This is a genomic window from Hymenobacter sp. BT491, from assembly GCF_014349165.1.
Taxonomy (GTDB): domain Bacteria; phylum Bacteroidota; class Bacteroidia; order Cytophagales; family Hymenobacteraceae; genus Hymenobacter; species Hymenobacter jejuensis.
Genome location: NZ_JACSJJ010000002.1, coordinates 286,359 through 309,499 on the forward strand (window position 1 = coordinate 286,359; position 23,141 = coordinate 309,499).

Here is a 23,141-nt window from a genome sequence, read left to right on the forward strand (position 1 = left end):
GCAAAAGCGACCGCGACGAAAGAGGGCAGGAGTAGTAAAAAAAACCTAAGGTTAGACAGAAACCGGCTCGCTTGGGGCCTTATTGGCGCCGAAAACGGCCAGGCGCACGAGGTCCACCAGCAGGGCGTCGGCAATGCTCATGTTGTCGGGTACAACGGATGCTTCTTCGGGCATAAAAAACCCTTGCAAAGCCCGGAATCCTTCCGTTTCGATGGGGTGAAAGGCCATGCTCCAGTCGGCGAAGCTGCGGGCAGCGATGGGCTTGTCGGCCAACTTCACCACGTGAGAATGGCGACCGTCGCGCGCAATTTTTTCAAACAGTGGCTCCAGCACTTCCGGCTCGCCCTCAATGAGCTGCGCGATGTTGCCGTGGCTGTAAAACAAGACGCCCGTGACGTTGTGGGCGGCGTTATCGCGGCGGCATTGCTCCAGCAAGGCCTGCAAATCGGCGTCGGAAAGCGGCCGTACCGCCCGACTCATGTAAATAATGTGAATCATACGAAAAAAAGTAGCGCTGCTGCTTTCTGCGCCGCGGAGCGGCACCAGACCAGCAGCGCGGACTGTGGTAGGAAGAAGGGGTAACGGTCGAGCTTGCAAAATACGCGGGACGGAAAAGATAGTTAGACTATCGGCCCGCTGCGCCCTCATCGGCTGTGGTCCTTGCTGTCTTTTCTCCTGCACCCCCGACTGCTCAGGGCAAATGCCCGCTCTGTTTCTTCTTCCGACCGCAAATTTAGCTTTCCCCGCCGGATTCCGGAACACTTCCAAGTCGCCGCAGCTTGGTTGGGTGGAGCAGTACTGGTTTTACGGCCACTTGTTTGTTGTTCTTGCTAATAGTTAAGTGATTGATAATCAAATATTTATATTAAGAAAATAAGGCCCGATAAAATGGGTATAACCTTCCTCAGCCAGTGTAGTATGCAGAAAGTAGGTCCTGTTTTCCCACCCAACTTTTTGCTGCATCATGGCTACTCACAATCAGCCCGACGACGAGTTGAATACCCCCACCGATCCGGCCCAGCTCGGCGCGGATCAGGCCCCGGTCTCGCAGCCCGAAGACGACCCGCGCGATATGTCCACGGTACGGGCAAGCGCCAGTGATTTCCGCGATGGCGTAGGCTTGCGCAGTCCTCGGCAAGACGCCAACTCGGGCGGCTCGGACATGGGCCAAGGCTCCGACTTCGACCGACAGCGGCGCCAGGGCGCGGCCGGCACCGGCGACAACTCCGGCGCCGTAGGCCGCGGCGAAGGCATGGGCCGCGCCGGTTTCAATAACGACGAAGATCGCGGATACGACCAAAGCGGACAGCGCGGAGGCGTGGGGAGCAGCGGCGGTCGCGAAGACCTTTCCAATCGCAACCCCGACACCCAGCAAAATCCCTTCACGGGCGAGTTCGAGCTCCACAACCGGCCCGACGATGCGCTGACCAAGCGCATCGGCATGAACAACCCTAACCCCGCCAAGCCGGACCAGAACTCAGATGAAGCAGAACAAGCCGGCAACTCCACCGCGCCCTGAACGGAGCAGAGCATCTGTATGAAAAAAGCGCCAACTGCCGATGCAGTTGGCGCTTTTTTCATACAGATATTTTGGCAACAGCTTGTAACTGCCTGATAGTCTATTTCTTACTAGGTACTGGGTTAAGCAACCGTAACGCGTTGAATACGGCTTGGTGCGTGATGGTCGCGTGGTTTTCTTCGGGCAAGTAGTCGAAGTGGATGCGCAGATTTGGGTTTTTGAGCAACATCAGCTTTTCCACCAGTAGGTTGGCATCAACTTCCATCACATGCGGAATGTCGCTTGGACCCAGTCCCTCTTTTACGACGCCGATGTAAACGCCTTTGGGCGATTTGATGGCCTGGTTCATCGCTTCAAGGTCCAGGTTGAGCAGCGAGCCGTTGTCCCACCAAAGGCTGGGGCTGACGATGATGTATTAGCTAAACAGATTGGGCTTTTTCAGCAGGACCTCGGTGGCCAAAAGCCCCGCCAGCGATTGCCCGATCAGGGTTTTAGAAGCTGCTGTTTTGTATTTAGCCTGAATGTAGGGCTGTAACTCGCTCTCCAGAAAGGCGATAAATTTATCCGAGTGCCCAGCGGTGGGGTATCGTTTTTTGTCGGCCTCAATGGTAGTGGCATAGGTGAAATCCCGCTTTCGGTCCACATTGGCAATTCCCACAATGATGGACTTCGGCACCCGTTCTATCCAGGGGAAATTATTGAACTGGTAAAGGCCTACGACATGGATGAAGTCTTCATCCGCGGAGCCATCGAGCAGATACACCACCGGATACCGGGTCGTGTCCTTATCGCTGTAGCCTTCGGGGACATAAATATTGAGGATTCGCTTCTCGGCCAACACTTTAGACTGTATTTCGCGGACAGACCCCAATACAAAAGGCCGGCTTTGGTCGGCGTTTTGAGCCTTCTTCTTCGTTTGGCCAAAGCATAAGTTATTTAGAAAAGACAGTAGAAGTATGAAATTGATTTTCAAGCAGTTATGCAGTTTGAGGTTGGCGGTGAAATTTGTCCTAATGAAGTAGTGGTGGCGTGAATTGCCGATAACGCCACTCAGCCATGTTCCGGGCTTACGTGGGTTTCCCATTTCGGAAGGTTGACGCCCTTTACGAGAAGCCACAGACAAAATGCCAATTCTCCGATAAAGGAAGGAAGCAGAATCGCGGGAAATAACAGGTTCGCAACGGCGGGAGCCAGGAGCAGGGCAAAGCTATTGGTGAGGTAACATAAGCCGGCAATCTGCATCAACACCCCTATAAACCGGGGCAGATAACCCGATCTGAAAATCAAATACCCTAGCACAAGGCAGGCAAAACCAAAGAATATTAGGCCGATGCCAAAGCCGTTGCTGTACGATTTGATAAACACATAGGCCAGCGCATGCAGCTGCTGGGGCTGGAATGCCTTTAGGTAATCGGCGCTTCCCAGTAGAAATAAAGCCACCAAAAGGCTTAGGTCGAAGGCAACCAAAACCGCGGTCTGGATCGACGTGAAAAGCAACGCCAGCAACGCCAGATGCTTGTTTACGGGCCGCAGCAGCACGTAAAAGATCAGCATCAACGGCACATCGCAAATATGCGTGATTAGGTCGACAGCAATGCCACTGCGCCACAGCAACTGCGAAGCCATGATGTTATGCGCCGTAGTGGTAGCGTCGCCGGATACCACAAGCTTGCCTCTGACGAAGAGCTCTCCGAAGATGCCGGTAGCTATGATAACCAGATAAAGCACTCCGCCGATTCGGGCGTAAACCTGCGGGGAAGTTTTGCCTGTGTATGTGCCCGAGTCCATTGCCTTGGTTTGTTAAGGAACGCTGTCTGTGTGGGTTTGCAATCGCGGATGGTAGGACGGTGTCGTTGGAGCGTATGCGAGGTTCTCGTTTTCTCATCCTGCGGGGTGCAGGATGAGATCATATTTGTAAGATGCTGATATATAAGATGTTATGTATAGAACAAGTGTAAGCCAGTACTAAAAAATTAGGCTTTCTGATAGACTTTAGCCGGCCAGAGTTTCTTTTGCAGCCACCGCCGCACGGGCTCGTCGTACAGTTTAAGACACGCATACGCCAACGCGACGCTGGATGCCAACACCAATAAGGCCACCGGAAATGCTTCGCGTATCGGAATTTTATTGTCCTGCACCCACGCCGTGTAGGTGTAGATCAGTGGGTAGTGCGTGATGTAAATCGGGTACGATATGTCGCCGAAAAACTTACATACCCGCGCCGAGAAATTGCTTTTTACTGCGCCGCTCGCGCCCAGAAATACAATCAGCGGGAAAACAAAGATGATGCTGAACGACTCGTAAAGTCCGTTCAGCCACAAGCGGTCGGCGCCGCCAATTCGGGGCATGGCGAACACGGCTAGTATCAACAAGCTACAGTATAGAAAAGCGTTATTTACGCGGGTCAATTTAACTGTTCGGCAGAGTAGCAGGCCAGCGAAAAAAGGATATAAAACCCGCGCAAATCCCACGTGCAATTGCTCGGGAGTCAGTGACCAGCCGCCAATAACGTCGCCATTCGGGCCGGTAACCGTCAGGTGAATCAGGAAGCACGCGGATAAAAACACCAATACGGCCAAGGCGGTATTCGAGAATTTCCGGACGAACAGCGCGTAGAGAATATTGGCGACGTACTCAAAGAACAGTGACCAGCCGGGGCCATCCAGCGGGTGCATCTCCTGCCAGCCCCGGATATCCAGGGACGGCGGCAGCGGCAGCAGCGTAAACCCAACCAGCATCACCAGCAGCATTTTCCAGACGGGCACTTCCGCGATCATCGGAAACAGCTTGGAGGCCTGAAAATAGAAGAATACGGCCCCCACAATCATTCCCATCACCACCATCGGCTGCAACCGGACCAGCCGGCGCTTGAAGAACTCGCCAATGCTCATTTTTTGCCAGCGTTCGTCGTAGGCATAGCCGATCACGAAGCCGGACAGCAAAAAGAAAAAATCCACGGCCAGGTAGCCGTGGTTGATGATTTGGTCGAGATGGCTGGTGGCGTGGGCTTCAAAAAGGTGAAAGATCACCACCAACACCGCAGCGACTCCGCGCAACCCGTCGAGGATGGCGTAATGCGGTTTTGAGGGCAACGGCGCGTTTTCCAAAGGCTGCGTTTCTAAATGGTTGGAGTAGCTGTTTTCTTATCTAATCTTCCTTTTGGCCTGTTGCATGCGGCCTAGGATAGTGCAGAATGCTGTGCTAGGCGTCACACTCAGCTTCTAGCTCGGTGCCGACTGGGAATGGGTTGTTCGCTACTTAGGAGTATGGAAATTAGCCCCTAATGCAAATGCTCCTGCAAGTAGAGAAGCTAATGCCGCTAAGATCGCCCAGATTTGCGACGGTTTTAATAGCCTAAGAAATTCTCCTGTTGTCAGTAGAGAAAGATCACTTGTGCGTGAATCCTTTGCATTCTCTATTTGGAATGCTTCGACCTTCTTTTTCCAACTAGCTAAGACTCCGTTGAATTCCTTCGAATTAAGTGTCGAAAAATCGGGCTTGACAGCCATAACATACCAGTCATATCCTTTTTCAAGCAAACCTTCTTCTTGTATTCCTTCCTCCACTATAATCATTATTGGTAAGCCTTTGGAATAGGCCAATGCTGCCTCAATCTGATTCCAAGGTGTTGCATACCTTTTTTCTTTTAGTTCAGATTCTTTAGGTCCACCACGTTTTTCAATACCGTAAGGAAAATATGTTCTTTCAAGAGCAATTATCATTGCTCCAGAACTTGTTTTCATACACTCAATAACAGCTTTTAAAGGAGAGTCTACGCTAAACTGATTTCTTCCAACCGTGTTAGGAATTAGGTTTTCGCTTCTTAGACGTTCTTCAATTGCCTGAATAAAAGATTCTTGTTTTTCGTTGGCTGTCCCTCCAACGCTTAAAAATATTTTCAGGGAATCCATATTGTGTCAATTAGGTACACTTAGAATCGATGAATGCAGAATTAGTATTCATTGAAGTTGAAGACAGTCTATAAGCAAATTTTCTATTCTGTAGCGTTTGGCAGCTGTAGGAAGCGAGTAATTCAATAGCACGATGGTGCCACAGCGAATCCACTAATGTTTAAGCTACCCGCCAATCTCAATTTTTCTGCTAGAGTATATGAATGCTTCACTTTAGCTCAGCATGTTTACATGAAGGAGCTAAAATTTCAACAGATTAGCTACTGCCCTTACAGCCTAGCTCATTTACTTGCGTCAAAACGACATAATTAGGAAAACACGGCTGATATGCCCACACTCATTCATTTAGCCGACAAAAAGGACGCAAAGCACATTCTCCGAAGCGGAATAAAAATAGGTAAGTATGAGCATGGCGTATTTTTCATGCCGCAAACCCCTGACTTTTTTGTCTCGCATCAATGGCTGCGAGAGTTGCGGTGTAGGGGAGCAAGAACTTACGTTGGTATTCATTTCAAACTGCCCGATAAGGAGGAAGTTTGGTTTGGAAAATACGGCACACAGCACCAAAAGGCTCCTTTAGGGCAAGCAATAGGTGCATTTATGCAGTTAGACGACAAATTGGGCTACGAATTTCTGATTGAAAGGAAAATCGAGCCAGCTGAAATTTTGAAAGCAGTGTCGCTTCCTCAAACTGTAGGTTGGCGATATTCTCCTGATAGTCACACTAAAACCGCGCTTTGCGTCTGCCCTATGTGTATTTCTCGTGGGGATATAAAAGGACGAATTAAACGAGAGAAGATAGAGCCTCCGGTAGCGGTACCGCCTTTTGCAGAATTGATAGAGCGTCTTAAAGCTGCGAAAGACGAAGATGAAATTGCTACGCTTTTCTCATACATCAGCCGAAAGCGCCGCAAAACCGATCCGCACGAACTGCTTTTTCTGTTGGAGGATAATAATGGTACTTCCCTTCAGTATTTGGCTAGTGCGCTGCCTGTGTTCAAGCACGCGCACACTTGCCAAATGCTAGCTCGGTTGTGCACTCACTCAGATCCACACGTACGAGAATACAGCGCCGAATCATTGTTGGAAGTGAGTACAGATAAGGGGTTGGCTTTTCTGCTATCACTCCCTGAAGATGCCGTAATTACAACTGTGATTGAAAGTTATAGCAAGTGATTTGCTTATAAATTATTGAATAGTAATTGCTTACCTAAATAACTCCAGCAACTCCTCCTGCGTCAACGACTTCACCAGCGCTACGTCGGTTTTGATCAGGCCGTCGGCTAGCTCGCGTTTGGCTTGTTGTAGGTGCATGACTTTCTCCTCAATCGTGTCGGGGCAGATGAGGCGCACGGCAACCACCTTTTTGGTCTGGCCGAGGCGGTGGCTGCGGTCGATGGCCTGGTTCTCAACGGCCGGGTTCCACCACGGATCGACGAGGTAGACGTAGTCGGCTTCCGTGAGGTTGAGGCCGGTGCCGCCCGCTTTCAAGCTGATCAGGAACACCCGCACCGACTCGTTCTGCTGGAAGGCGCCCACGCGGGCGGCGCGGTTTTTCGTCTGGCCGGTTAGCTGCTCAAACGGAATGTCGTGGGCCCGGAGCGCATGCCCGATCAGATCGAGCATCTTCACGAACTGCGAGAAAATCAGGATTTTATGCTGCGGGGCCTTGTTGCGGATTTCCTCTACCAGCGCCTCCAGCTTGGCCGATTGGTGGCCGTAGCTTTCCTGGTCGGGGAGCAGGGCGGGGGAGTTGCAGATCTGGCGCAGCTTGGTGAGGCCCTGCAGCACGTGGGCGCTGCTTTTGAGCTGCGTTTCGGTGTGGTTGCCCATGATCAGGTCGCGGAATTCCTTTTTGCAGGCTTCGTACACGCGGCGCTGTTCGGTGCTCATCTCGCAGTAGATCACCATCTCGGTTTTGTCGGGCAACTCTCTGGCTACCTGTGCTTTGGTACGGCGCAGCACAAAGGGGCTGATTTTGCGTTGCAGGGCCCGCGCGGGCTTGTCCTCCTTGAATTTGTCGATGCGCGCGGCGTAGAGGTCCTGAAAGTGCTGCTTGGTGCCCAGCAGGCCGGGGCAGGCAAAGGAAAGCTGCCCGTAAAGGTCGAAGGTATTGTTCTCGATGGGCGTGCCCGTAAGCACCACGCGGTTGCGGGCCTGCAACAGACAAGCGGCCTTGTAGCGCTGCGAATCGGGGTTTTTGATGGCTTGGGCTTCGTCGAGGAAGACGTAGTGAAAGCAGTAGTGGCGGAGCTGACGAATGTCGGAGACCAGCGTGTTGTAGGTCGTCAGCACGAGGTCGTGGGCGTCGAACAGGGCCGCGTCGTGCTGGCGGCCGGGGCCGTGAAGCACGTGTACGCGCAGGGAAGGCGCAAACTTCTGCACCTCGGCCTGCCAGTTGAACACCAGCGACGTCGGGACCACCACCAGGTTGGCGGCGCTGGCCCCTTTGGCCCGCTGCGACAGGATGAAGGCCAGCACTTGCAGCGTCTTGCCCAGGCCCATGTCGTCGGCGAGGCAGCCCCCGAAGCGAAAGGTATCGAGGAAGTTCAGCCAGTTCAGGCCCTGCTGTTGGTAGTCGCGCAGGGTCGCGTGGAGGTCCGGCGGCACCGGCACCGGCTCGATGCCCGTAAAGTCTTCTACAGCAGCTTGGTAGGTCGCCAGCTGGGCTTTGGCATTGGCGGCTAAGGCTTCGGGGTCGTACAATTCCAGAATGGCCGAGAAGTTGACACTAGGCGTGCGAATCCGATCCTCGACCACCCCCCCGGCCGCAAAGTAGCGGGCAAACTTCTCGACCCACTCCTGGGGCAAAATGCCGCGGGTGCCGTCGTCGAGGCGTACGTAGTGGCTTTTGTTGCGAATGGCCTGTTGAAGCTGCCGTAAGGTGGCGTTTTGCTTGCCGAAGCTTACCCGCACTTTGGTGTCGAACCAGTTGGTTTCGCCCGTAACGCGCACCGTAACGCGGGCGCGGTTGGGGTTTAAGGTGTTGTTTTTGAGCTGGTTAAAGCCCAGGATGGTGATCTGCTCCTGCTGCCAGTCTTCGAAGGCCGTCAAAAACCATTCTTCGTCCAGAAACAACGCTTTGGGCACGTACAACGACGACTGCTGCACCTGCTCCTGAAACGCGGGGTAGTGGCGCAGCAGGGCCGTCAGGAAGTGCCGCTCGGCGGGCTCGTCCCGGGTCAGGGCGAAGGGGTTGCCCAGCTCATCGATGCTGAAGAGCTGCTTGCGCGACAAAATCGACACTTCGATGCGGCCGTAGCGCACCACGGGCAGCACCTCCACGTGCACGCCGGCATCGGAGAGGTAGAGCAGCTTCTCCGGTGCCTTATCGAAGCCGTGGCTGATGAGCTGCTCACGGGTGGCCGGCCGGGTGTAGGAGTAGTCGATGTGGATCTGGTCTTCGAGGTTGGCCAGCACGTCGCGCCGAAACTCGATGAACTTGCTCCGGTGAATGAGCAGCGTGTTGTTGCGCTTTGTGAAAAACTCGATGATGCGCCAAATGTCTTGATTGTCAAGTAGGTATAAGATACCGTTGACAGCTGCGAAATACTCGAAACGCACCGAAAGCGTCTTTAACTCTACCGGCTGGCCATCGAGCTGCATCTGGCCCGCCACCTCGTAAAACTCGCCCTTCTCCGTTACTGACAGGCGCAACTCCGTCGGCACCAAGCGCAGCTGCAAAGGCGTGAGCGCCTGGGCCGTCAGCTTGTCCGACACGGTCGGGTTGTGGGCAAAAACGGGCAGACACTGGGGGTTGTGCAGCACGGCCCGCAGCGCCTCGATGGCGGCCGCGGAACGGGTGTCGTCGTAGTTGTTCTGGAAGCGGGCCAGGCCGGTATAAAACTTCAGCTCGGCCGCGTCGGAGGTTTGCCAGATGCTGTCGAGCGGGTTGAGCACCGTCACCGGGTTTTTGACTTTTCCCGCCGCCGTAAGCGCCGCTTCTGCTAGCTGAAGGGTCAAGTGGCCGTAATACTTGTGCTTGCCGAATATGATAATGCGTTGATTACTAATGACTTCCGGTTTTGCCTCGCGCCGCTGCGGAAGTAGCTGATTCACAAGCTCTTGGGTGGTGGCCGTGGTTACCGGGCACAGCCCCGCTTCGCGCGGCGTAACCACCACCGAAGGCCGGCCGTAGGTCAGCTGAAAGTGGGCGTCGAGGTCGGGAGCGTGTTCGAGGCCGTAGTCGCGGGCGGTTGCTTGCAACAGCTCACGGCGCTGTTTGGGGTCGAAGAATACGCGCAGCTCCGGGCGTTGCAGGATGCTGAGCAGCACTTGGGCCTGGTGTTCGCACAAGGTCGTTTTGGGGGCTGTGCAGCCGCAGGAGAGGAGCAAGCCTTCGGCCTGCTGTTCCACTACTACCGTCGGGAGCTCCAGCGAGCCGGAAACTGAGGCTGTGCTGCCAAACGAGCCGAAATCCAGCGTGAGCGTTTTCGGCTGAATGGCTGTCAGCGCGTGAATATCGGCCAGAAAAGCAGTAGGACAGTGCCGAAGCACCTCGGCGCGGGTGAGTGTGGAAATAGAGGCCCCGGCAAAGCAGTATTGACGAGGATTCGAGGAGCCTTCTGTAGCTAATTGATTATCAGATAACTCTGGCATACGCCCAACGTAGTTCAACTACTAAGGTACGAACCAGGCAGTCTACAGCGCGACCTTGGAACAGCAACGAGCCATTTGTACCAAAATCCAATCTCTGGCACATCAACTCACCATACCCCAGCACGTCACGTTCTCATTTTATAACTACGGGGGTACCTTGCTTTACCCGCTGCAAATCCAGGTCCTGAAAGTCGTAGCTGAAGTCGGTGAGCGGCGAGATGGGCTTCATTTTCAGGCTCGCGGCTTGACCTTGCTCGTCCAGGGCAAAAGCGGCAAAGGCATCGGCGTTGAAGCTGCGGTCGCGCCAACGCACCACGTAAGTACTGCCGCGATACGGCAGAAGTTGCCCTACCAGCCGCGGCGACCGTTGGGCCTTCAGCCACAGCTGCTCGCCTTGCTTGTACACGTTCACGTCGCCTAGCCACTGGTCATGGTAGCGGCCAACGTAGGCGGTGTAGTCCGGATGCTTCCCGGCGGCTTTCTGCGCGGTAGCTACCTGCTTCCAGACGGAGGCCGTGGTTTGGTCGGCGCCAGCTTGGCGAGCCTTAACTTGGTTTATTGCAGTCTGCACCGGATCCTGGCCAGTGAGGCCCAGGTAATGGAATTCAATAGCACTGGTAATTGCCGCGTAGGCAGCGCCCACTTCCTGGTTGGTGAGCACGATAATACCCAGGTGCAGCTCGGGCAGCAGGGTCACTTTGGTCACCATACCCTCCAGTCCGCCCGTGTGCGATACTTCTTTGTAGCCGCGCACGTCGCGCAGAAACCAACCCAGTCCGTAAGCCGCGAAGTGCGTGTTGAAGGGAGTCGGCACTGGGTTAACCGGCAGAATGGTCTGCGGCGTCCAGAGTTCCCGCTGTATGGCCGGGCTCAGCAGCGAAGGTGGGGCGCCCGGACCGCCAAGCAGCATGCGGACCCAGATGCTGAGGTCAGCTACGCTGGAATAGATTCCGCCTGCCGCACCATCCAAGGTACTCGTATGACGCCGAATCACTTGCAGATGGCCATCGGCCATTGAATGGCCATCAATGACGTTGCTGGCATCGTGTAGGCGGGCAAAACCAGCCGCACTGTGTGTCATCCCCAATGGCTTCAGCAAACGCGATTCTACGAAATCGGCCCACGACTGACCCGATACGCGCGCCACAATCTCGCCCGCCACAATGTAGAGGTTGTTGTCGTAGGCAAACTGGCTGCGGAACGAAGACGCCGGCCTGAAATAGCGCAGGTTGTGAATGATGTCTTTGTTGGTGAAGTCGGCCGAATCCGGGAAAAACATCAGGTCGCCGATTCCCAGCCCCAGGCCGCTGCGGTGGGTGAGCAGGTCGCGCACCGTAAACTCGGCCGTGACATAAGGATCGTACAAGCGAAACTCCGGAATGTAGTCGGTCACCTTATCGTCCCAGCGCAGCTTGCCCTCATCCACCAGCAAGCCCAGGGCCGCCGTGGTGAAGGCTTTGGTATTAGAAGCAATACCAAACAGCGTGTTGGCATCCATGGGCACTTTGGTGTTCAAGGAGCGCACACCGTAGCCTTTGGCCATCACTACCTGCCCATCTTTCACCACGGCCACCGCCATGCCCGGCACATCGAAGGCCTGGAGGGTACGCGCCACGGCCGCATCTACCGCAGCGATATCCAGGGGCGCAGTAGGTGGAGCGCTGGGCATTTGGGCCAAAACTGGCAGTGCCATAGCAAGTGCTAACGTTCCGCTTAGTAGAAATCGTAGCATTCGTTTGGTTTGAGAGTGAGAATAGGAAGGCAAGCTATATACTTCTGCGAAAATAGCTGAAGCTTAGGAAGGGTTAGTTTTTGAAAATCAGGGGTATGTGAGTTGGATCCGACTTTCCTCAAGAGAACTGGTGGCTGACTATCGTTGGGGAAAGAGCAGCTTTTCAGGGCAAGCGGAGTTGAAGCTTTTTGCTTTCTTTTACGCCACCATGTTCGAAGTTTTTGAAGCTTACCTGCGCGCCAAGATTTCTCTCACCGACGAAGAGCTGGAGCTGATCCGGGCGGCGGCAACGGTGAAGCACCTGCGCAAGTGGCAATACCTGGCGCAGGCCGGCGAACGGTGGCACAGCCATTGTTTTGTGTGTCAGGGGTGTTTGCGGCTGTACCGGGTTGACGAGAAAGGACAGGAGCACATCATCTCGTTTGCCGTGGAAAACGGCTGGATCGGCGATCGGCAGAGCTTGCTGTCGGGCGAGCCGGCGCAGTCCAACGTCGACGCCTTGGAAGACAGCACGGTGCTGCTGTTTACCGACGAAAGTTTTCAGCAGCTGTTTCGTCGAATTCCGGCTTTTCAGGACATGATAAACGCCATCTTGGCGCGCAGCTTCAACGTCATTCAGGACCGCATTCACGCCGCCATCAGCTATTCGGCGGAGGAGAAATACCAGGACTTTCTGCGCACGTCGCCGCATCTGGCCAACCGGGTACCGCTGGCGATGATCGCGTCTTACTTGGGCATGACCGCCGAAACGCTCAGCCGCGTTCGCAAGCAGCTCGCCCGAAAATAACGGGCCGGGTCAGGCGCCGCCGCTTGACATATGTCAAGTGCGTTCTTACCAAATATCAAGGGCAGGGCGGGCCGTTGAGTGGACCTTTGCATCGTTACCTCTGATAACGACTTATCCACTACAACACCTCTCAGAACCCATGAAAAAGATCATTTTGATAACCGGCACGAGCACGGGCTTTGGCAAACTGATGACCAAAACTCTGTCGCAAGCCGGTCATACTGTAGTAGCTGGCATGCGCGGCACCACCGGCAAAAACGCCGCCGTAGCTCAGGAACTTGCCGCCCTGCCCAACGTGAATGTGGTGGAGCTGGACATCACCCTCGAAGATTCCGTGCAGCAAGCCGTAGCCGACACCCTGGCCCGCCACGGCCGCATTGATGTGCTGGTGAATAACGCGGCCATGTCGGGCTTCGGGCTGCTGGAAGCTTACTCGCTCGACCAAATTCGCAAGATGCTCGATGTCAATCTGTTCGGTGTATTGCGAACTTACCAAGCCGTGCTGCCCGCCATGCGCGCCGCTAAGCACGGTTTGGTCATCAACCTGACCTCCGGGGCCAGTGGTTTCGCGGTGCCCTTTATGGGGCCTTACCTCATCAGTAAATTTGCCGTGGAAACGGCTACTGAAACCTTGCAGGACGAACTCCGGGATTACGGCATCGAGAACGTGACCATCCAGCCCGGCGTGTACCCCACCGAGATGAACAACGGCAGCAAAGCCGGCATCCACGCCGACCGCGCCGACATTGTGGCCGCCTACGGTGAGGCCGCGACCCAGAAGTTCAACACCATCGGGGCGGGCCTGTTTGGCAAAATGACCGAGTTCGACATGAACCCCCAAGTCATTGCCGATGGCGTGCTGGAGCTGGTAGAGATGCCCGACGGCACTCGGCCGCTACGCTTTCCCCTCGACGCCATTGCCCAAGGCACCGATAAAGAATTCATCGAAAGCCGCGCCGAAATCAAGGCTAGATGGGCGCATAACTACGGTTTCAACGCACAAGAAGCCCCAATTGCAACGGATGAAGTGGTGAAATAAGAACAGGCCGAAGAGCCGAAAACGAATAGCTCACACACGCGCTAAGCGATTCGAATTAAAGGCATGAAAGAAGAAGCCCCAGATGCAGATGCACCTGGGGCTTCTTGGTATTTAGTTGATTTTGTGTGGGTTAAATCAAAGTGTGAAGTGCCAGCAGGCTAGCTCTTTTTGCCTGTCGCGTTCTTGTCGGTGGGCTTGCTGACTTTGGCGTCTTTCATCGGGAAGCCGCGCTCGCGCATCAATGCATCGATTTTCGGGTCGCGGCCGCGGAACGAACGATACGCATCGGCGGGATCGACGGTGTTGCCAACGGAGAAAATCTTGTCTTTCAGGCGCTTGGCGACGGCTTTATCGTAGGGGCCGCCGGCTTCGGTGAACGCGCCGAACGCGTCGGCCGCCAGCACCACCGACCAAAGGTAGCTGTAATAGCCGGCCGAGTAACCGTCGCTGGAAAACACATGCGAGAATTGCGGCGTGCGGTGGCGCATCACGATCTCGCTGGGCATGCCGAGCTGCGTAAGGGTTTCGCGCTCAAACTTATCGGGGTCGATTTTCTGGTCGCCGGCCAAGTGCAGCTTCATGTCAATGAGGGCACTACCCAGAAACTCGGTGGTTTCGAAGCCCTGGTTGAAGGTCGAGGCCTTCTCAATGCGATCGACGAGGGCTTGCGGAATAGGTTTGCCGGTCTGGTAATGCACGGCAAAGCGCTGCAACACCTGCGGCGTCGGCAGCCAGTTTTCCATCAGCTGCGACGGAAACTCCACGTAGTCGCGCACCACGCTCGTGCCCGCAAGCGACGGATACGTGACGTTGGAAGACAGGCCGTGCAGGGCGTGGCCAAACTCGTGAAACAGCGTGGTGGCGTCGGTCCAGGAGATGAGCGTGGGCGCGCCGTCTTTGCCCTTCACGAAGTTGGAATTGTTTGATACAATGGTAGTTACCTCGCCGTCCATGCGCTCTTGGTTGCGGTAGGCATTCATCCAGGCGCCGGAGCGCTTGCCGGGACGCGCATAGGGGTCGAAGTACCAGAGGCCCACGTGCTTGCCGGTGGTTTTGTCTTTCACTTCCCACACTTTCACGTCGGGGTGGTACACGGGCACGTTGGGAGCGGGCGTGAAGCTGAAGTTGAGCAGCTCACCAGCCACCCAAAACATGCCTTCGCGCATCTTGTCGAGTTGGAGATACTGCTTTACCTCGTTTTGGTCGAGGTCGTAGCGGGCTTTGCGCACTTTTTCGCCGTAGTAGCGGTAGTCCCAAGGCTCTATTTTGAAGGTGGCGCCCTCCTTTTTAGCAAGTGCCTGCATATCAGCTACTTCCTCTTTCACGCGGGCTACAGCCGGCGTCCACACTTCCTCCATCAAGGCCATGGCCTTCTCTGGGGTTTTGGCCATTGTGTTGTCGAGGCGCAGGTGGGCGTGCGTGGGGAAGCCAAGCAGCTTGGCACGCTCGGCGCGCAGCTGCAAGATTTCAGTGATCAGGGCGTTGTTGTCGTGCTCGCCGCCGTTGTCGCCGCGGTTGACGAACATGCGCCACGCCTTTTCCCGGAGCTTGCGCTGGTCGGAATACGTCAGAAACGGATCGATGGACGAGCGTGTATTCGTGATCACACCGGCCGCCGTGAGCTTACGCGCAGTGGCCGCGTTGGCCGCGTCGTCGCGGAGCGACGGGGGCAAGCCAGCAAGGTCGGCGGGCGTTTTCAGCACCAGCACCGAGTCGGTTTCGTCGGCCAGTACGTTCTGGCTGAAGCGCGTAAACAAGCTTGCCAGCTGCTGATTTATTTCCGACAGCCGCGTTTTGGCTTTGGCATCGAGCTTGGCGCCGGAACGCACGAAGTTGTTGTAATACACCCACGTCAGGCGCTGCTGCTCGGGCGTCAGCTTTTTCTTGTCGGGCGAGTTGTACACCGCTTCGATGCGCTTGAACAAGGGCTCGTTCTGCGTGATCTGGTCGCCGAAAGCGGCCATGCGCGGCGCCATTTCGCGCTGCACCGTCTGCACCTCGGGGTTGTTCATGGTGCCGGTCCAGACGCCGTACACCGTCTGCACTTGGTCGAGGGCGTGGCCAGCCCGCTCCAATGCGGCAATGGTGTTCTCGAAGTTCGGAGCCTTCTTGTCGTTGGCAATCGCCTGAACTTCAGTCAGATTCTGCGCCATGGCAGCTTCCAGAGCGGGCTTAAACTGTGACACCTGCACTTTGTCGAAGGCCGGCACGCCGCCAAAGGGGCCGGCCCACGGGGCCAGCAACGGGTTCAGATCGGCGCGGGCCGAGAAGCCCGCCGCGGGGGCGGTTTGGGCAAGGCTGGGGGTAGGGTTCATGTTGGCGGCAAGACTACAGGTGAGCAGAGCGTGCGCCAGCAGCCGCCCACCCGAAAAGGTGAAAGGGTTGGACATAAAGGAAGAATAGGTCGTTTCGACAGTACCAGCAATGAATGTACTACCTAAAGTCGGCTTCGTGGCCGCGGGTTCCCTGGGCGATGGTGATGGCGACTTCTGGTTGCATCTGCCGCCGTTGCCGTATACTGGGGCATGAGCCTAGACAGCAGCACCTTTCTTTTGCACACGCCCGAAGGCGAAAAGACGACCATCCAAACCCAAACGGCAACCGGCAGCATCCAGCAACACGACGCCTTGCTGATTGCCCAAACCCCTGGCCAGAAGCTGTTTGTGACGCTGGAAGCCAAGCGCCGCTACGTCACCCTGACTTACCTCAGCAATGCCTCCGACGACGTAGAGCTGGATTTTGTGCAGGACTACGAAGAGGTGGAAGACCTCATGGAGGACGCCGGCCTCTACGGTCGCCACGACGGCGAGCTGGGCGTTCTGTACCACAACCTGCTCTTCCTGCTCATGAACCGGTAATGCGCGGTTAGTCCGTTGAACAGCAAGGGGTAGGGCTAAGCCCCCTCCGTTTTAAAGAGGGGGCTAGCTTACCAGTGTTATTTCATAAATACCAGTTTGTCAATTAGTTGCATAGTGCAATCGGGGTGCCAGAAAGCTTGCCGATCAACCAACGCTACCGGGGTTGGACTCTGTGTTTTCAATGCCATCCGCTAGTCCTTTCACACCCTTCTCTCCAGCTATCCTAAGCTCGACGGTTACCTTGGTTTTTTCGGTCAGTCCAGCCTCAACTTTCACGTAAATCAGCTCAATCCCGTTAGGAAAGAATTTGTCCGGCTTCGGTGGGTCGCCGGCTGCTGTGTCTTGATACTGCTTGACGCGGGTGAAAGCATCGTTCAGCATTTGCTTCGCTTGGGCGCTCGCCTCAACCAAAATACTCTGTGTGTCAGTCACTTGCAGAATCTTTGCCATTAGAGAAGTTGGTTCAATGAAACAGTAATTCCTTCTAGCTACCCTGCAACGGCTTGGCTATTCTGCTCCTGGCGGCAGCTATTGAGCAACTACTTATGCGCTGCCGGGCGGGCGGTCGTAAGCAGAAAGCAAGGGGCCGCGCCCCATAAAGCGCAAAGCCGTTGTTTATTATTCACATAATTATATGTTTTAATACTTAGAAGCAAGAAGGATTGCTGTTTTATAATACCTTGGTTATTATATGTTTATGTAAAAGTCTTGAGTCGAGCCAGGGGCCAAACGTTCTTATTCAAAGCGGTTATTGGGCTGTCCCAACCTAAAACGCTGCCGAACGGCATCCCACCTGTACGCCGCAATCCATAACCGATTGCTCAAGCCCTGAGCCACAAACTTTCCGTTTTCGGAATTGACGTTGGGCCGGAGTGGCGCTTTGTTGCGTATGCCAACGCAGCAATTGCCCGTTTCTTACGCTCTGCTTCATGTCAGATTATTCGCAAAACATTGATAGTAAACAGGTTGCTGGTTTCGTGCGGGTGCGCGGTGCGCGCGAGCACAACCTGAAAAACGTCGATCTCGACATTCCGCGCGATGCGCTGGTGGTGTTTACGGGCGTATCGGGGTCGGGCAAGTCGTCGCTGGCGTTCGGCACGCTCTACGCCGAAGCCCAGCGCCGCTATCTCGAATCGGTGTCGCCGTACGCACGGCGGCTATTTCACCAGATGGCCGTGCCGGAAGTGGATTCGATTGACGGGCTGCCGCCGGCCGTAGCCCTGCAGCAGCAGCGCGGCACGCCCACTACGCGCTCATCGGTGGGCAGCGTCACGACGCTCTCCAATCTGTTGCGCATGCTGTATTCGCGGGCCGGCGATTACCCTGCTAATCAGCCCATTGTATATGCTGAAGGGTTTTCGCCCAACACCCCCGAAGGCGCTTGCCCGACCTGCCACGGCCTGGGTCGTATTTATGAGGTCACGGAAGAATCGATGGTGCCCGATCCGTCGCTGACCATTCGGGAGCGAGCCATTGCGGCATGGCCCCAAGCCTGGGGCGGCCAAAACCAGCGCGACATCTTGGTTACGCTGGGCTACGACGTAGATACCCCCTGGCGCGACCTTCCCCAAAAAGACCGCGACTGGATTCTGTTTACCGAAGAGCAGCCGGTGGTGCCTGTGTACCCCGGCTACTCGCCCGCCGAAACGCAGCGCGCCCTGCGGCGCAAGGAGCCGCCCAACTACATGGGTACGTTTACGGGCGTTAAGCGGCACGTGCTGCACACCTTTGCCAACACCCAAAGTCCGCTGATGAAAAAGCGGGCGTTGCAGTACATGATCAGCACAGCCTGCCCGCTCTGCCACGGCAAGCGCCTGCGGCCCGAGTCGCTGTCGGTGACGTTTGCGGGGCTGGACATTGCCGATATGTCGGGGCTGCCGCTCAAGCGTGTGGCCCAGCTGCTACGGCCCTTTGCCGAGGGCACCGCCACCGGACGCAAAAAGCACGACGCCGCGCATCCCGAGCAAGTAATTGTGAGTCAGCGAATTGCCGCCGATCTGGTGGCGCGCCTCGCGGTGCTGCTCGATCTGGGTTTGGGGTATTTATCATTGGAAAGAAGCACACCGACGCTGTCGCCGGGGGAGTTGCAGCGGTTGCGGTTGGCGACCCAGCTGTATTCCAACCTGTTCGGGGTGGTGTACGTGCTCGACGAGCCCTCGGCTGGTCTGCATCCCTCCGACACCGAAGCCTTGCTGAAGGCGCTGGCCAGCCTGAAAAAAGCCGGCAATTCGTTGTTCGTAGTCGAACACAACCTCGACGTAATCCGGCAGGCCGACTGGCTGGTAGACGTCGGGCCCGCGGCCGGCGAACAGGGTGGCGAAGTCCTCTACAGCGGCCCACCCGCCGGGCTTAATAAAGTAAGTGATTCACAAACAAGGCGTTATCTTTTTGTCTCGGATGACAGCGAAGCGCCGCGCACGCCCCGGCAGCCCCAGGGCTGGTTGCGGTTGGCGGGCGTCACGCGCAACAATTTGCAGCAGCTGGACGTGCGGTTTCCGCTGGGCGTGCTCACAACGGTCACCGGCGTATCGGGCTCGGGCAAATCGAGCTTGGTGAGCCAGGTGCTGGTGGAGCTAGTGAGTGAGGAATTAGGAATGAAGAATGAGGAATCAGACGAGGAAGCCGCCGACGACCCGTCTGCATTTCTCATGGCTCAATCTTCATTCACATCCGAAGGGCGCATTGTGGGCGGCATGGAGCACCTCAAACGCTTGGTGCGCGTCGATCAGAAGCCCATTGGGCGCACGCCGCGCTCCAACATGGCTACCTACACAGGGTTGTTCGACCACGTACGCAAGCTGTTTGCCGCTACCAAAATGGCCAAAGCCCGCCGCTACGACGCGGGCCGGTTTTCCTTCAACGTTGCCAAAGGCCGCTGCGAAAACTGCCAGGGCGAGGGCTTTGTGATGGTCGAATTGCTCTTTTTGCCCAGCGTGTACGCACCCTGCCCCGTCTGCCACGGCTCGCGCTACAATGCCAAAACGTTGGAAGTCACCTACAAAGACAAAAACATCGCCGAAATACTGGCCCTGACCGTGGACGCGGCCTGGGAGTTTTTCGCCGACGAGCCGACGGTGCTGCGGGCTCTTACGGTGCTGCGCGAAGTGGGCCTGGGCTACCTGCGCCTCGGCCAGCCGGCCACCGAGCTGTCGGGCGGCGAGGCCCAGCGCATTAAGCTGGCGACGGAACTGCAACGGGCCCAACGCGGCAACTCGCTCTATGTGCTCGACGAGCCCACCACCGGCCTGCACCCCTCCGACGTGGAAAAGCTGATGACCCAGCTCGAGGGCCTGGTCGAAGCCGGGAACACGGTCATTGTGGTGGAGCACGACATGCGCGTGGTGGCCGGCAGCGACTGGGTAATCGACATGGGCCCCGGCGCGGGCGACGAAGGCGGGCAGGTAGTGGCCGCTGGCCCACCAGCGGACGTTGCCAAAGTCAAGGGAAGCCGCACCGCACCGTATTTGGCTAGGTTTCGGTAAGTGCCGTGTCCTAGAACCAAAACGGCACGTTTGTAACGCGTGCCGTTTTGGTTTTACGTGTTCAGGTATTTTGTAATTCCCATCACAAGTATGCCAATGCCAGCTGCTCCAATTAGTAGAAGTGCCCAGCCAGCTCCGTCTTCCTCCACCGTGAACTGATGCGGATCAGTTGGCTCAAAGCGTACCCGGACAGCCTGACCTTCTTTAAAGCCCGTCGGGGTGGTGCCCAGCTCGTATCGGGCGGTTATCCAGGCATTTTCCGGCGTTAGAAACCGTATGACAGGATACTCGTGCTCTTCGTTGCCTGCTCTCTCCATTCGAATGACTACACCTTCTGCCGCGATTCCCTTTTGCAACAGGTGGGCTTTTTTGCGCCATTGTAGCAAGGCAACAATTAAAAGACAGCCACCTAATAAAATGCTCAGTATAAAATCTTTATCGGTTTGTTCAAGTGAAAACATGCTTTGTCCTTAGTGCCTTGGAAAGATGTTGAGAAGCTAAGGTAGAGATTAAGGCTACTTTCCAAGAGGTATCTGGATCGGTCTTACCGATTTTGGCTGTATCCAACATGAAGACGTGCCGTAAAAGCGGTCGGAGAAAGCACACGAGCTTGCCTCCCGCCGACTTAGTTAAATTGATTCGTGGCCTTCGGCGGCCAGCTGTTTCAGCAAGTCGCGCAGGCCGTTGGGCTCAGTGATGACGTGCCCGATGTGCTGTAAATATTCGGCTTCGGCGCGGAGGTGGCGCTTGAGCTGGCGCAGCTCGGCCTCTTGTTTTTTGCCGGTGCTGCCAAAGAAGCCGTTGGCGCCCAACTTCAGCTCGTTCATGCGTTGCTTCAACTCGGTTTGCTGCCGGTGTAAGGCCTGCGTGTAGCGCGTCAGCAGGTCGTCGGAAGCGGCGTCAGCATCCGTGGAATGTTCGGAGAGCAGTTGGAGCAGCGTGTACAAGTCGTTGGCTTCGTAAGCCTCCGTAATCTGCTGCATCCGGATGGTTTTGGCCTGCGCGCGTTCGGGGTCGCGTTCGAGGTCGGGGTGGTTGGCGCGGGCCAGTTGGCGATAGACGGCTTTGGTGTTGCCCAGCAGACTTTGCTGCTGGGCCTGGGCTTCGCGCTCGGCCGCTTCTTGGGCGCGCTGGGCTTTGGTTTTGCGGCGTTGGCCTCCGCGTTGGGGCTCCGAAGCCTGGTTTACGTCGTCTTGATAACTATCTGGTTTAGTGGTAGTTGTATTTTGAGACTTGTGGTAGGTAGCATACCGCTGTAGAATTTCGGTTGCGTCCTCGCCAAAGCGGTCGCGCAGGGAGTGGGCATTGGCAACGATCAGAGACGTAATCTGCTGCTCCTCGGCACGGCTGAAAAAATGCAGCAACAGCGCTTCTTCCAACGGCGGAAACAAGGCCTGCCGCGCCGTCACTACAGCCTGTGCCAGCGGCCCCACGTGTTGCCAGTAGCGCCGCCGGGCGTCGGCCTGATCTGCCTCCAAGTCGCGGAGGCGCTGCCGCAGGTTCTCAACGTCCAGCACCGCCTGCCGAAAAGCGCGTTGGGCCGGTGAGCCCACCGCTTCATCGGCCGGCTCAGGGCGCAGGCTGCTGTGGTGCACTGCTGGGCTGGTGGAGAAGTCTGGGTGGTCGGCCGGCGAATTGGAAGAGTGGGGCATAGGGGAAGGGAAAACAGCAATTGCTCGATTTTTACACCCATTGTCCTTTGTAAAGATTAGAATGACAAGGTGTTATGCGTAACGTCTGAATAGGTTGGGTACGCTCGCTAAGCAGTTATCGCTTTTGCAAAACTACACCGCCAGCGGCTGGCACGGGGCGTCACCCCACAATTCGTAGGCTACCCGGAACGTGTTGCAGTGTGCGTCCACGATGTCGGCGATGCGCTCGGAGTAGCCGCCGCCCATGCTTACGGCGACGGGCAGGCCGTGCTGGTGGCACAGCCCGAGCACAAACTCGTCGCGCTGCCGACAGCCGCGCAGCGTAAGCGCCAGTTTGCCGAGCTTGTCGGTTTTGAGCACGTCGACGCCCGCTTGGAAGAAGATAAAATCCGGCTGCACCTTCTGGAGCAAGCGCGGCAGCGTAACGCGCAGCAACGCCAAGTACGCCGCATCTTCAATGCCCAGGTGCAGCTCCAAATCCAGGTCCGATTGCTCCTTGCGCAGCGGGTAATTGGCCCCGGCGTGCATGGAAAAGGTAAACACCCGTGGCTCATCGCGGAAGATGCTCGCCGTGCCGTCGCCCTGGTGCACGTCCAGATCAACTACCAGAACCTGCCGGGCCAAGCCGTGGTGCAATAAGTAAGCGGCCGCAATGGCAATGTCGTTGAGCACGCAAAAGCCTTCGCCGTGGTCGGCAAAGGCATGGTGGGTGCCGCCGGCCAGATTGAGCCCGATACCATCGCGCAGGGCCCGCCGCGCCGACTGCACCGTCCCCGCCGAGCTCGTCAGCGAGCGCCGCACTAGTTGCTCGCTCTGCGGCAGGCCCAGGCGGCGCACTTCGGCCGGCGAGAGGCACTGGTCGCGCACTTTCTCCCAATACTCCCGCGTGTGGACGCGCAGCACATCGTCGAGGTCGCACAGCCCCGGATCATAAAAATCCTCGGGTGGCGCAATGCCTTGCCACAGCAACTGCTCGCGAATCAGCTCGTACTTGGCAATCGGGAACCGATGACCGGGCGGCAAGTCCAGAAGATAACGATCGGAAGTGGCAAGGCAGGGCATGCAAAGGCGTGTGAAGGAGCGGCAGGAGCGTGTATACGCAGGCTACGCATTCTGGCGCTAAAAGCAAAGCCGCCCAAGTCGCCTGCACATACCTGAAAGGGGCCGCCCCGAAAAACCAGAAGAATAGCCACGTATTTTGATAAGCGCGACGGAGGGAATAGGGTAGCGAGTTAGCTGCCACCGCTGACTTTAAAAGCACAAGAATTCTGAGTTTAATAAATGTTAAGAACGGCTATTTATATTCGTTCGAAATAAAGCCTTTGTTTAGTTGATTGTTTTTGAAAAATTATTTTTAAATATTTTTAACTATTACTTGCACGTTAGAAAAATACCCTTCATATTTGTCCCATCAAAATCAATAACGCCATGCAACGCTGCTTTAATACCTCCCACATCCAATACGATCTGAAGCCATGGGCTTCTATCGTGGTTCGGTATAGCTAGGCAGTAGCAGACTCCCTCTGAAACTTCCGCGACCCGAACCTAACCAGTTCGGGTTG

General features: G+C 56.1%; 19 protein-coding genes. 6 read left to right on the forward strand and 13 right to left on the reverse strand.

Going from position 1 to position 23,141, the window contains the following annotated elements:
• Positions 1-51: 51 nt before the first annotated feature.
• A complete protein-coding gene (locus H9I52_RS07080; RefSeq protein ID WP_187453291.1) occupies positions 52-498 on the reverse strand; it encodes a BLUF domain-containing protein in 447 nt (148 codons plus the stop codon).
• A gap of 466 nt (positions 499-964) precedes the next feature.
• Here H9I52_RS07080 and H9I52_RS07085 point away from each other — a divergent pair, with 466 nt between their 5' ends.
• A complete protein-coding gene (locus H9I52_RS07085) occupies positions 965-1,519 on the forward strand; it encodes a hypothetical protein (protein WP_187453292.1) in 555 nt (184 codons plus the stop codon).
• Between the two features lie 100 nt (positions 1,520-1,619).
• Here the strand turns inward: H9I52_RS07085 and H9I52_RS22995 are convergent, their stop codons facing one another.
• From H9I52_RS22995 to H9I52_RS07105, 5 genes are all read right to left on the reverse strand, one after another.
• Positions 1,620-1,868 carry a hypothetical protein gene (locus H9I52_RS22995; RefSeq protein WP_262385982.1) on the reverse strand — a complete coding sequence of 83 codons (249 nt, stop codon included), beginning with the start codon at positions 1,866-1,868 and terminating at the stop codon, positions 1,620-1,622.
• A gap of 66 nt (positions 1,869-1,934) precedes the next feature.
• Entirely contained in the window at positions 1,935-2,636 is a 702-nt protein-coding gene (locus H9I52_RS07090) for an alpha/beta hydrolase (protein ID WP_316248009.1), read from the reverse strand.
• Complete coding sequence (locus H9I52_RS07095; protein WP_187453293.1) at positions 2,570-3,307, reverse strand: DUF4386 domain-containing protein; 738 nt, start codon at positions 3,305-3,307, stop codon at positions 2,570-2,572. Before H9I52_RS07095 ends, H9I52_RS07090 begins: the two co-directional genes overlap by 67 nt.
• Positions 3,308-3,492: 185 nt before the next feature.
• A complete protein-coding gene (locus H9I52_RS07100; RefSeq protein ID WP_187453294.1) occupies positions 3,493-4,626 on the reverse strand; it encodes an acyltransferase family protein in 1,134 nt (377 codons plus the stop codon).
• A gap of 147 nt (positions 4,627-4,773) precedes the next feature.
• Complete coding sequence (locus H9I52_RS07105; protein ID WP_187453295.1) at positions 4,774-5,430, reverse strand: hypothetical protein; 657 nt, start codon at positions 5,428-5,430, stop codon at positions 4,774-4,776.
• Between the two features lie 327 nt (positions 5,431-5,757).
• On the opposite strand from H9I52_RS07105, the gene H9I52_RS07110 reads away from it, so the two are divergent.
• Positions 5,758-6,606, forward strand: a complete 849-nt coding sequence (locus tag H9I52_RS07110) for a HEAT repeat domain-containing protein (protein WP_187453296.1) — start codon at positions 5,758-5,760, stop codon at positions 6,604-6,606.
• Positions 6,607-6,636: 30 nt separating this feature from the next.
• Here the strand turns inward: H9I52_RS07110 and H9I52_RS07115 are convergent, their stop codons facing one another.
• Together H9I52_RS07115 and H9I52_RS07120 are read right to left on the reverse strand one after the other, a co-directional pair.
• On the reverse strand, positions 6,637-10,029 hold the full coding sequence (locus H9I52_RS07115) for a DEAD/DEAH box helicase (RefSeq protein ID WP_187453297.1): 3,393 nt from the start codon (positions 10,027-10,029) through the stop codon (positions 6,637-6,639).
• 133 nt (positions 10,030-10,162) lie between these two features.
• A complete protein-coding gene (locus H9I52_RS07120) occupies positions 10,163-11,722 on the reverse strand; it encodes a serine hydrolase (RefSeq protein WP_262385983.1) in 1,560 nt (519 codons plus the stop codon).
• Positions 11,723-11,969: 247 nt separating this feature from the next.
• Between H9I52_RS07120 and H9I52_RS07125 the strand changes: the two genes are divergently transcribed.
• Positions 11,970-12,548 carry a Crp/Fnr family transcriptional regulator gene (locus H9I52_RS07125; protein WP_187453299.1) on the forward strand — a complete coding sequence of 193 codons (579 nt, stop codon included), beginning with the start codon at positions 11,970-11,972 and terminating at the stop codon, positions 12,546-12,548.
• Between the two features lie 139 nt (positions 12,549-12,687).
• Complete coding sequence (locus tag H9I52_RS07130) at positions 12,688-13,587, forward strand: SDR family oxidoreductase (RefSeq protein ID WP_187453300.1); 900 nt, start codon at positions 12,688-12,690, stop codon at positions 13,585-13,587.
• Positions 13,588-13,745: 158 nt separating this feature from the next.
• On the opposite strand, the gene H9I52_RS07135 is transcribed toward H9I52_RS07130, so the two are convergent.
• Positions 13,746-15,977, reverse strand: coding sequence for a M3 family metallopeptidase (locus H9I52_RS07135; RefSeq protein WP_187453301.1), 2,232 nt, complete (start codon positions 15,975-15,977; stop codon positions 13,746-13,748).
• A 135-nt stretch (positions 15,978-16,112) separates the two neighbouring features.
• On the opposite strand from H9I52_RS07135, the gene H9I52_RS07140 reads away from it, so the two are divergent.
• Positions 16,113-16,445, forward strand: a complete 333-nt coding sequence (locus H9I52_RS07140) for a hypothetical protein (protein ID WP_187453302.1) — start codon at positions 16,113-16,115, stop codon at positions 16,443-16,445.
• Positions 16,446-16,589: 144 nt separating this feature from the next.
• On the opposite strand, the gene H9I52_RS07145 is transcribed toward H9I52_RS07140, so the two are convergent.
• Positions 16,590-16,895, reverse strand: coding sequence for a hypothetical protein (locus H9I52_RS07145; RefSeq protein ID WP_187453303.1), 306 nt, complete (start codon positions 16,893-16,895; stop codon positions 16,590-16,592).
• Between the two features lie 479 nt (positions 16,896-17,374).
• Between H9I52_RS07145 and uvrA the strand changes: the two genes are divergently transcribed.
• Entirely contained in the window at positions 17,375-19,927 is a 2,553-nt protein-coding gene (uvrA, locus tag H9I52_RS07150) for an excinuclease ABC subunit UvrA (RefSeq protein WP_187453304.1), read from the forward strand.
• A 53-nt stretch (positions 19,928-19,980) separates the two neighbouring features.
• Here uvrA and H9I52_RS07155 read toward each other — a convergent pair whose 3' ends face one another.
• From H9I52_RS07155 to H9I52_RS07165, 3 genes are all read right to left on the reverse strand, one after another.
• Positions 19,981-20,388, reverse strand: a complete 408-nt coding sequence (locus tag H9I52_RS07155; protein WP_187453305.1) for a DUF3592 domain-containing protein — start codon at positions 20,386-20,388, stop codon at positions 19,981-19,983.
• 168 nt (positions 20,389-20,556) lie between these two features.
• Positions 20,557-21,579: a hypothetical protein gene (locus tag H9I52_RS07160; protein WP_187453306.1), complete on the reverse strand. Its 1,023-nt coding sequence runs from the start codon at positions 21,577-21,579 to the stop codon at positions 20,557-20,559.
• Between the two features lie 132 nt (positions 21,580-21,711).
• Entirely contained in the window at positions 21,712-22,641 is a 930-nt protein-coding gene (locus tag H9I52_RS07165) for a histone deacetylase (protein ID WP_187453307.1), read from the reverse strand.
• Positions 22,642-23,141: the final 500 nt, after the last annotated feature.